The organism is Reyranella sp. (assembly GCF_036558665.1).
In the GTDB taxonomy this organism is placed as follows: Bacteria; Pseudomonadota; Alphaproteobacteria; order Reyranellales; family Reyranellaceae; genus Reyranella.
In genome coordinates, this window is record NZ_DATBFE010000104.1 from 1 (window position 1) to 8,412 (window position 8,412).

Here is an 8,412-nt window from a genome sequence, read left to right on the forward strand (position 1 = left end):
CGCCTTCCACCGGCGGGGTGCGCGGAGGTCCACAGCCCGCGCTCCTCTGACAGTGAGCGGAGTCCACATCCATGCCTGACGCCAATACCACCCCGGCCGCGCCCAATCCGCATCTCGCCCCGTACCAGGCGCGCGGCCTCAAGGGCCGCATCCTTTCCGGCGTGCAGCCCACCGGCAATCTCCATCTCGGCAACTATCTCGGCGCGATCCGCAACTTCGCGCGCCTGCAGGGCGACTACGAGTGCTTGTACTGCGTGGTCGACATGCATGCGATCACGATGTGGCAGGAGCCGAAGGATCTCGAATCGCAAACGCGCGAGATCGCCGCGGCCTTCCTGGCGGCCGGCGTCGACGGGACGAAGAACGCGATCTTCAACCAGTCGGCCGTGCCCGAGCATGCGCAGCTCGCCTGGATCTTCAATTGCGTGGCCCGCGTCGGCTGGATGAACCGCATGACGCAGTTCAAGGAGAAGGCGGGCAAGGACCGCGAGAATGCCTCGCTCGGCCTTTACGCCTACCCGGCCCTGATGGCGGCCGACATCCTGATCTACAAGGCCACGCACGTTCCGGTCGGCGAGGACCAGAAGCAGCACCTCGAGCTCACCCGCGACATCGCCATCAAGTTCAACAACGACTACCACGCGCCGGATTTCTTCCCGGTGACGGAACCGTTGATCTTCGGCACGGCGACGCGCGTCATGAGCCTGCGTGACGGCACCAAGAAGATGAGCAAGTCCGACCCGTCGGACTACTCGCGCATCAACCTTACCGACGATGCCGATGCCATCGCGCAGAAGATCCGGCGCGCCAAGACCGACCCGCATCCCATGCCCGAGACGGCGGCCGACGCGGAGAAGCGGCCGGATGCCGACAATCTGCTCGGCATCTACGCGGCGCTCGCCGACCGGAACAAGGACGACGTCATCCGCGAGTTCGCGGGCAAGCAGTTCTCCGAGTTCAAGGCGGCGCTCACCGAGCTCGCTGTGGCCAAACTCGGACCGGTCGGCGCGGAGATGCAGCGCTTGATGAAGGATCCGGCCTATGTCGACTCGATCCTGCGCGCCGGCGCGCAGAAAGCGCGTGCCCTCGCCGCCCCGATCCTGGCCGACGTCTACAAGACGGTCGGCTTCCTGAAGCCTTGACGGTCGGGCGAACGACGCCCGGCCCTACCCTTCCATCCGGGTCAGCGCCCATTTGACGGCGGCGCCTTCGGCCGGGATCTGGCCCACGAGCACGATCTGCTCGGTGCGGCGCTGGCGGCCCTCCTCGCCGAGATAGATGCTCTCGGCAAGACCGATGCCCGCTCCCGAGGCGCGCAGGCGCCAGCCGCGGCCGCTCGGCAGGCGCATCAGCACGGCTTGCCCGCTTTGCGCCAGCGTGGCCTTGACCGCGGGATGGAGGTGGAAGCGCACGATGAAGCGCTTGTCCGGGCTGGTAACCGGCCGGCCCTCGGGCCCGCTGAACATCTCCTCGCCGCGCAGGTCGCCGCCATCGGGCGAAAGCCACAGGCGGCGGCGATGGATGATGCCGAACAGCGAGCGATAGCCGTCGTGGCTCATGTCGAGCCATTGCGCACCCTGGTCCTCGGCGCGATCCACCAGCACGTTGCCGGCGCGATACTCGAGCGCGCCATGCTCGGTGATCTCGCTCGAATTGGTATCGTCGACCACCGCCGTCGAGTGCGCGGCCGTGAAGCGCATGAAGTGGCGCCACTCGCGTGGTGCCCCGGGGTAGACGCCGCAATTCACGATCAGACGCTCGTGCGCAGCGCTCATCTCGAAGGAAAGCGTGCCGGCATGGGCCTCGCTGTCCATGCCGCGGCCGGGCGGGCTGCCGGCATCGGCGATCACCAGCGACGTGCCGGCCGTGAGACGCTGGAAGCCGCTCGCCAGGGCCATCGCCGGCGCGCCTTCGCCCGAGCCGGAGCGCGCCAGCACGAGATCGATCAACGCGCGGTCGCCCTCCCAGGTGCCGTTGAACAAGGCCAGGCCGCCATCACCGTGGCGGAAGAAGCGCAGCATCGGTGCCAACCGATCGATGGCGGCGCCGAGCTCGGCCGGCACCTTTTGCTCGGCCGAGGAAAGCGCCGCGCGGACGTCGATCAAGTGGCGGAGCGCCACGACCTGCAGATGCGGCGCGCGCTCGGCGACCACGCCGTCGTGCAGAACATAGCGCCTGACGAACCGGCCGAGGCGCGACACGGCCTGATCGAGGCTCTTCTCGAACGCGGTGCCCTCGCGCAGGAAGGCCAGATCGGCGAAGATCACCGCCTTCAGCACCGCGACCGCCTCGTGCCCGGCGAGCCCGCTGCGCGCGAGACGCTTGAGGTGCAACCGCTGGCGCGAAAGCGAGTGGACGAACCGGCCGGCAAATGCCGGATCGGCGGCCGTCGCCAGCCAGTCGTAGTGGCGAATCCACTCGACGACACGGCTGGCGAGCATCTGCCGCTTCCAGGTCGCCGCCGACCAGCGCCCTTCGCGCTCGATCCAATCGTCGACCAGGCTCACCGCGAGTGCAGCGCCGGAGGCGTCGCCGCAGTCGCGCAGATCGCGCAGCCAGCCGAAGCCGTTCAGCGCCTGCAGCCAGAGTTCGCTCGCGCCCGGCCGCTGCCACGGCGGATCCTGTTCGCCGGCAGCGATGGAGCCGGTATCGCCAGCCGCCGCCAGCGAACCGCCAAGCAGGCGCTGACCGGACACGGCGTCGCCCGGCCAGGTGTCGGGCGCGACAGCGAAAAAGGAGCCGGGAGTGCGGTGGCCGAGGGTCAGGAGGTGCAACGGGGCCGTGAGCGCCGACTGACCCCACCGGGCCAGCTTGTCGGTGAGGCCGGGGGCCTGAGCGGCGGCAGAGCGGACGGGCCGCGCGCCGGCCATCAGAGGCTCGCCCGGCCGTCGGGTATTTGAAGCGACCAGTGTCATCTTCGTTGATCTTCTGGGCCCGACGGACGACCGCCAGGCGGTGAGGGTTGCGCCAGTCTAACCGACCCGAACGGCCATGGCGATGCCTTGGCCAGCTCCAAAATGGTCCCCATGTCGCCGGCCGACGGTCCTTTGGAGGGACTTGAACGGGTCCCGGCAATAACCAGATTCATTCCAAGGAAGGCCGCCTCGGCTTCCAGGCCACTCGCTCCGCAGAGGGGGGTTGTCAGATGAGTCGCGTGTCGATGTTCAATTCGCCCCTGCTGCTGGGCTTCGATCAGTTCGAACGTACGCTCGATCGACTGGCCAAGAGCGCCGAGGGCTATCCTCCCTACAACATCGAGAAGATCGGCGAAAACGGCCTGCGCATCACGCTGGCGGTGGCCGGTTTTGCCACACGCGACCTCGCGATCGAGCTGGTGGAAAACCAGCTCACCGTTCGGGGCCGGCAAACCGACGATTCTGATCGGGTCTTTCTCCATCGCGGTATCGCCGCCCGCCAGTTCCAGCGTGCCTTCATGCTGGCCGACGGCATCGAAGTGACCGCCGCGCGGCTCGACAACGGCCTGCTCGAAATCGATCTCGTGCGGCCGGCGGCGGAGCCGCGCGTGCGGACCATTCGTATCGACTCCGGCAAGGAAAATACTGCGAACCAGACGATCGACATCACCGCGCGCCGTGTGGGACCGCGGTGAGGTCGCCAAGGAGGTAACCATGGAAAACAACCAGACCAACAGGCCGAGCGCCTACACGCCGCTTGCCGACGACGCCTTCCTGAGCCTGGGTGCGCAGCAGATCGCCTACATCAAGTCGGTAGACCTGCCCGACGGGGCGCATGCGGTGGCGATCTTTTCGGCCGACGGCAAACCGATGGCGGCCGCTCCCTCCTTCGAGGTGGCGGAGGCACTGCTGCGCCAGCACGATCTCGAGCCGGCGCTGGTGCACTAAATCTCGCGTGACGCAGAGCGCGTCAGGCTGCGCTCTGCGCCTGGATCGATTCGACGAGCAGGGCGTAGAGTGCGTCGGCCTTGTCGGTGGCGCGCAGCTTGTCGACCAGGGCGCGGTCGCGCAGCAGGCGCGAGACCCGGGCGAGTGCCTTCAGATGGTCTGCGCCGGCTTCTTCGGGCGCAACCAACAGGAAAACGACATCCACGGGCCGTTCGTCGATCGATTCGAAATCGACCGGCTGGGCGAGCCGGGCGAACAATCCGACAGGTGCGGAAAGCGCGGCCATGCGACCGTGGGGGACGGCAATGCCACCACCGATGCCCGTGGAACCGAGGCGCTCTCGCTCCAGCAAGCGATCGAACAGACGACGTTCGTCCAGCTTGAAAAGGGTGGCGGCACGGCTTGCCAACTCCGCCAACAGCGCCTTCTTGCCGGACGCCTTCACGCAGGCCAGGACGGCGTCCGGGCCAGGCAGTAGATCGGCGATTTCCACAGTCTCACCAACGAGTTAGCGGTTCGAGCGCGAAATTCGCCCGACGCGAAGTGCGCCCCTATAGGCGTGTCCGTCGGGCTGGTCAAGCCCGCCCGGGGCCGGCCCGTCATGGCGGTTCAATCGCCGGACGCCGCCAGCGCTTCGGCCGCCGACGTCGCCGACGCAAGACCCGACAGCAGCGCTCGGCCGGCGCCGAGACGCCCCAGTCGGCGACGTTCCGCCGACGAAGGAATGCGCATCGCCTCCCGGTACTTGGCGACCGTGCGGCGGGCGATCTCGATGCCTTCGCCCTTCAACAAGTCCACGATACGGTCGTCGGACAGAGGATGCACGACGTTCTCGCCGTTCACCAGATGGCGGATGCGCGAGCGTACCGCTTCGGACGAGACCATGACGCCTGGCGTGCGTGCCGACAGCGCCGACGTGAAGAAGTATTTGAGCTCGAAGATGCCGCACGGCGTGGCGATATACTTGTTCGAGGTGACGCGGCTCACCGTACTCTCGTGCAGCTCGGTCGCGATGGCGATGTCGCGAAGCACCAACGGCTTGAGCGCGCTCACGCCGCAGCGAAAAAAGCCGTCCTGCTGGCGCACGATCTCACGCGCGACCTTGAGAATGGTCGTGGCGCGCTGCTCCAGCGTCTTCACGAGCCAGTTGGCCGACTGGAAACGCTCGGCGACGAAGTCGCGATCGGCCTTGCTGCGCGCGCCCCTCATCAGGGTCGCATGATAGTTGCGATCGACCAGCACCTTCGGCAGTGCATCGCTGTTGAGCTCGATGTGCCAGCCCTGCTCGCCGGTCTCGGCATCCTTGACCGTCGTCAGGAAGAGATCCGGCGCCACTGGGCGGATCGGCTCGAAGTCGAATTTCTGGCCGGGCCGCGGGTCAAGGCCGCGCAGCTCCGCCAGCATGTCATGCAGGTCTTCTTCGTCGACGCCGCAGCGTCGTCGGAGCTGGCCCAGCTCGCCGCTGGCGACCAGATCGAGATTGTCGAGGAGAGTCTTCATCGCCGGGTCGAGGCGGTTGCGCTCGGCGAGCTGCGCGCCCAGGCATTCGGCGAGCGTGCGCGCAAACAGGCCGGCCGGTTCGATCTCGCGAAGTCGCGCCCAAACCATCTCGACAGCCTCGAGGCGGACATCGAGCGCCCGGGCGATGTCCAAGGCATCCGGCCGGCAATAGCCGGTTTCGTCGAGGGCCTCCGCCAGCTTGAGCGCGATCCGCCGCTCGCTCGCTTCGGTGAAGATGATGTCGATCTGCCCGAGCACATGCGTGGCGAGCGACGGCGGGCGGCCGACCGCGAAGTCGAGCGCAGACGGCGCTTCCTCGCGCTCGCCCGGCCGGCCGACAGACCCGTCGCCGCCGCGGTCGGCGAACTCCCGCGTCCAGCGTTCGTCGGCATCCGCCAGGGCAGGCGTCGCCGCCGCCAACGCCGTCGCCGTGTCGGCCGCAAGGTCGACCGGAGCAGGTTCCTGTTCCTCCATCGGACCATCGTCCGTCTGGCCTTCCTGGAGCAAAGGGTTCTTTTCCAGTTCCTGCTGGATGAAGGAGGCGAGCTCGAGGTGCGAGAGTTGGAGCAGCTTGATCGCCTGCTGAAGCTGCGGCGTCATTGCCAGCGTCTGGCGTGAAGCCAGGAGGAGACTTGGCCTGATACGCATCCACCCCACCCGGGAGACCTCCTGTCTCCCTACCGGGGACTATAGCAAGAACCGTGCCAGCCGCATATCGCGGCCTGATCTAATGAGCAAAGATGTCGACGTCCGGCCAGCCGGCGAGGTCGAGGCGGGCCCGGGCGGGCAGGAACCGGAAGGCGGCCTGCGCCAGCTCCATCCGCCCCTCGCGCTCCAGCAGGGCATCGAGCTTGCCCTTCAGGGCATGCAGATGCAGGACATCGGCCGCGGCGTAGGCGAGCTGTTCCTCGCTAAGTTCCTCCGCTCCCCAATCCGACGTCTGCTGCTGTTTGGACAGGTCGATTCCGAGAAGCTCGCGGCAGAGGTCCTTGAGGCCGAACTTGTCGGTAAAGGTGCGCGCCAATTTGGCGGCGATCTTGGTGCAGTAGACCGGCTCGCAGCGCACACCGAGCGCGTGCTCGAGAACGGCAATGTCGAACCGGCCGAAATGGAAGAGCTTCAGTACGTCGGGATCTGCCAGCAGGGCGCCGAGACGCGTGGCGTTGCAGGAGCCGCGCGGCATCTGGACCAGGTGCGCATTGCCGTCTCCGCCGGAGAGCTGAACCAGGCAGAGGCGGTCGCGATGCGGATTGAGTCCCATCGTTTCGGTATCGATCGCCACCACCGGGCCGAACTTGAGGTCGGCGGGAAGATCGCCGTGATGGAGCTTGATGGCCATTTACCGAATGCCTCGCATGGTGCCCAGGAGAAGACTCGAACTTCCACGCCTCGCGGCGCTAGTACCTGAAACTAGTGCGTCTACCAATTCCGCCACCTGGGCACGGCATGCGGGCAAGTGCGGGCCGTGAGTTAGGGCCGCCCATCGCCGATGTCAACTATAGGGCCATTCCAGCGCGCTTTGCGTCATGGCGACGTTCGGCTATAGGCAGCGCCATGGACATAAAGCAAGTCACGGTCTTTGGCGGCAGCGGCTTGATCGGTCGCGCGATCGTGCAGGCGCTGGCGGGCCAAGGCTATCAGATTCGAGTGGCGGTGCGCCGCCCCGAGCTGGCGGATTCGGTGACGACGGCCGGCGACGTCGGCCAGGTCATGCTGATGCGCGCCAATATCCGGATGGCGCGGTCGGTCGCGACGGCCATCGCCGGCAGCCGGATCGTCGTCAACGCTACCGGCATTCCATTCCAGCGCGGTCGTCAGCGCTACCAGTCGGTTCATGTCGACGGAGCCCGCAATATCGCCTCGGCCTGCAGCACCCTGGGCGTCGAGCGGCTGGTCCATATTTCCGGCATCGGTGCCGAGCGCGGCTCCAATAACCCGTTCATCCGATCCAAGGGGGAAGCGGAGCAGGCCGTCATCGCGCATTATGAAACCGCGACCTTCCTGCGGCCAAGCGTCGTCTTCGGTCCCAACGACCAGATCTTCAATCGTATGGCCGGCATCGCCGCCAATGCGCCGATCGTGCCCGTTGTCGGCAGCGGCAAGGCCCGGGTCCAGCCGGTGTTTGTCGGCGACGTCGCCGCCGCGACTGCAGCGGTGCTCGGTCGACCCGAGACCGCAAAAAGCGTCTTCGAGCTGGGCGGTCCGCTTGTCTATACCTACCGCGAGCTGGCCGCGCTGGTGCTGCGCGAGATCGACCGCCGCCGTCCGATCGTTGGCGTACCGACAGGCCTGATGAAAGCCGCCGGCTTCTGCGCCCAGCAGATTGCCCTTGTCGGCCTCAGGCCGCCGCTGACCGTCGATCAGGTCGAGTTGATGTGCCACGACAACGTCGTGCGGGCAGGAGCTCTTTCCCTCGACACGTTGGCCATTCGGCCAACGGCGGTCGAAGCGATCCTGCCGACCTACCTGGACCGCTTTCGCGTCGGCGGTCGCTACAGTCTGCACGTTTCCGCCTAGCCCAATCTGAGGTTTGGCTCTGAAGGGCGTTCTGGCGCGAATAGCAAATAGTCCTATTTTAGGACTAAGACTGACAGTTTTGTTGGAAGAAAAAGAATGAAACTTCCACTCGCCAGTAAATATCTCAAAATTAGGTCAGCTTCATTGACTTTAAAACCAAGACATGGTGAATAGCTGCGGAAGACGCAGTCTTCGTGCCGGTGGCACTTTCTATCGGTAACTAAATTTCACAGCCGCTTTGGGGGTCGGCATGGCCGAAAGAATGCTGAAGTTCGTCGGGACGCCCCAGGCGCAGCCGCGGAAGCGGCCGGCTGCCGAGCGGCGTCGCGATTTCCACGAAATCTACGAGCGCTATGCGCGGGAAAAGGCCGCCGAGCAGGCCGCCCGGTGCTCGCAGTGCGGGGTGCCCTTCTGCCAGATCCATTGCCCGCTGCACAACAACATCCCCGACTGGTTGAAGCTCACCGCCGAAGGCCGGCTCGACGAAGCCTACGAGCTCGCGTCAGCCACCAACAACTTCCCGGAGATCTGC

General features: G+C 66.3%; 8 protein-coding genes, 1 tRNA gene and 1 pseudogene. 5 read left to right on the forward strand and 5 right to left on the reverse strand.

What is annotated here, in order from left to right:
- Window positions 1-71 precede the first annotated feature (71 nt).
- The gene (gene trpS / locus VH499_RS16605) at window positions 72-1,142 is read left to right on the forward strand and encodes a tryptophan--tRNA ligase (protein WP_332053859.1); all 1,071 of its coding nucleotides are present in this window, start codon (window positions 72-74) and stop codon (window positions 1,140-1,142) included.
- Window positions 1,143-1,166: 24 nt separating this feature from the next.
- On the opposite strand, the gene VH499_RS16610 is transcribed toward trpS, so the two are convergent.
- Window positions 1,167-2,870 (reverse strand): heparinase II/III family protein, encoded by a 1,704-nt coding sequence (locus VH499_RS16610; protein WP_332053860.1) that lies wholly within the window; start codon window positions 2,868-2,870, stop codon window positions 1,167-1,169.
- 275 nt (window positions 2,871-3,145) lie between these two features.
- Here VH499_RS16610 and VH499_RS16615 point away from each other — a divergent pair, with 275 nt between their 5' ends.
- Together VH499_RS16615 and VH499_RS16620 are read left to right on the forward strand one after the other, a co-directional pair.
- Window positions 3,146-3,610 (forward strand): Hsp20 family protein, encoded by a 465-nt coding sequence (locus VH499_RS16615; RefSeq protein WP_332053861.1) that lies wholly within the window; start codon window positions 3,146-3,148, stop codon window positions 3,608-3,610.
- Between the two features lie 19 nt (window positions 3,611-3,629).
- Complete coding sequence (locus VH499_RS16620; protein WP_332053862.1) at window positions 3,630-3,863, forward strand: DUF1150 family protein; 234 nt, start codon at window positions 3,630-3,632, stop codon at window positions 3,861-3,863.
- A gap of 22 nt (window positions 3,864-3,885) precedes the next feature.
- On the opposite strand, the gene VH499_RS16625 is transcribed toward VH499_RS16620, so the two are convergent.
- The 4 genes from VH499_RS16625 to VH499_RS16640 all read right to left on the reverse strand — a co-directional run bounded on the left by VH499_RS16625 (window position 3,886) and on the right by VH499_RS16640 (window position 6,804).
- Window positions 3,886-4,356 (reverse strand): PTS sugar transporter subunit IIA, encoded by a 471-nt coding sequence (locus VH499_RS16625; protein WP_332053863.1) that lies wholly within the window; start codon window positions 4,354-4,356, stop codon window positions 3,886-3,888.
- A gap of 116 nt (window positions 4,357-4,472) precedes the next feature.
- On the reverse strand, window positions 4,473-6,011 hold the full coding sequence (rpoN, locus tag VH499_RS16630) for an RNA polymerase factor sigma-54 (RefSeq protein ID WP_332053864.1): 1,539 nt from the start codon (window positions 6,009-6,011) through the stop codon (window positions 4,473-4,475).
- A 79-nt stretch (window positions 6,012-6,090) separates the two neighbouring features.
- Window positions 6,091-6,702 carry a ribonuclease D gene (locus tag VH499_RS16635; protein WP_332053865.1) on the reverse strand — a complete coding sequence of 204 codons (612 nt, stop codon included), beginning with the start codon at window positions 6,700-6,702 and terminating at the stop codon, window positions 6,091-6,093.
- 17 nt (window positions 6,703-6,719) lie between these two features.
- A tRNA-Leu gene (locus tag VH499_RS16640) sits at window positions 6,720-6,804 on the reverse strand.
- A gap of 113 nt (window positions 6,805-6,917) precedes the next feature.
- On the opposite strand from VH499_RS16640, the gene VH499_RS16645 reads away from it, so the two are divergent.
- Together VH499_RS16645 and VH499_RS16650 are read left to right on the forward strand one after the other, a co-directional pair.
- Window positions 6,918-7,880 (forward strand): complex I NDUFA9 subunit family protein, encoded by a 963-nt coding sequence (locus VH499_RS16645; protein ID WP_332053866.1) that lies wholly within the window; start codon window positions 6,918-6,920, stop codon window positions 7,878-7,880.
- Window positions 7,881-8,130: 250 nt separating this feature from the next.
- Window positions 8,131-8,412, forward strand: a pseudogene (locus VH499_RS16650) (NAD(P)-dependent oxidoreductase); the annotation flags it as partial.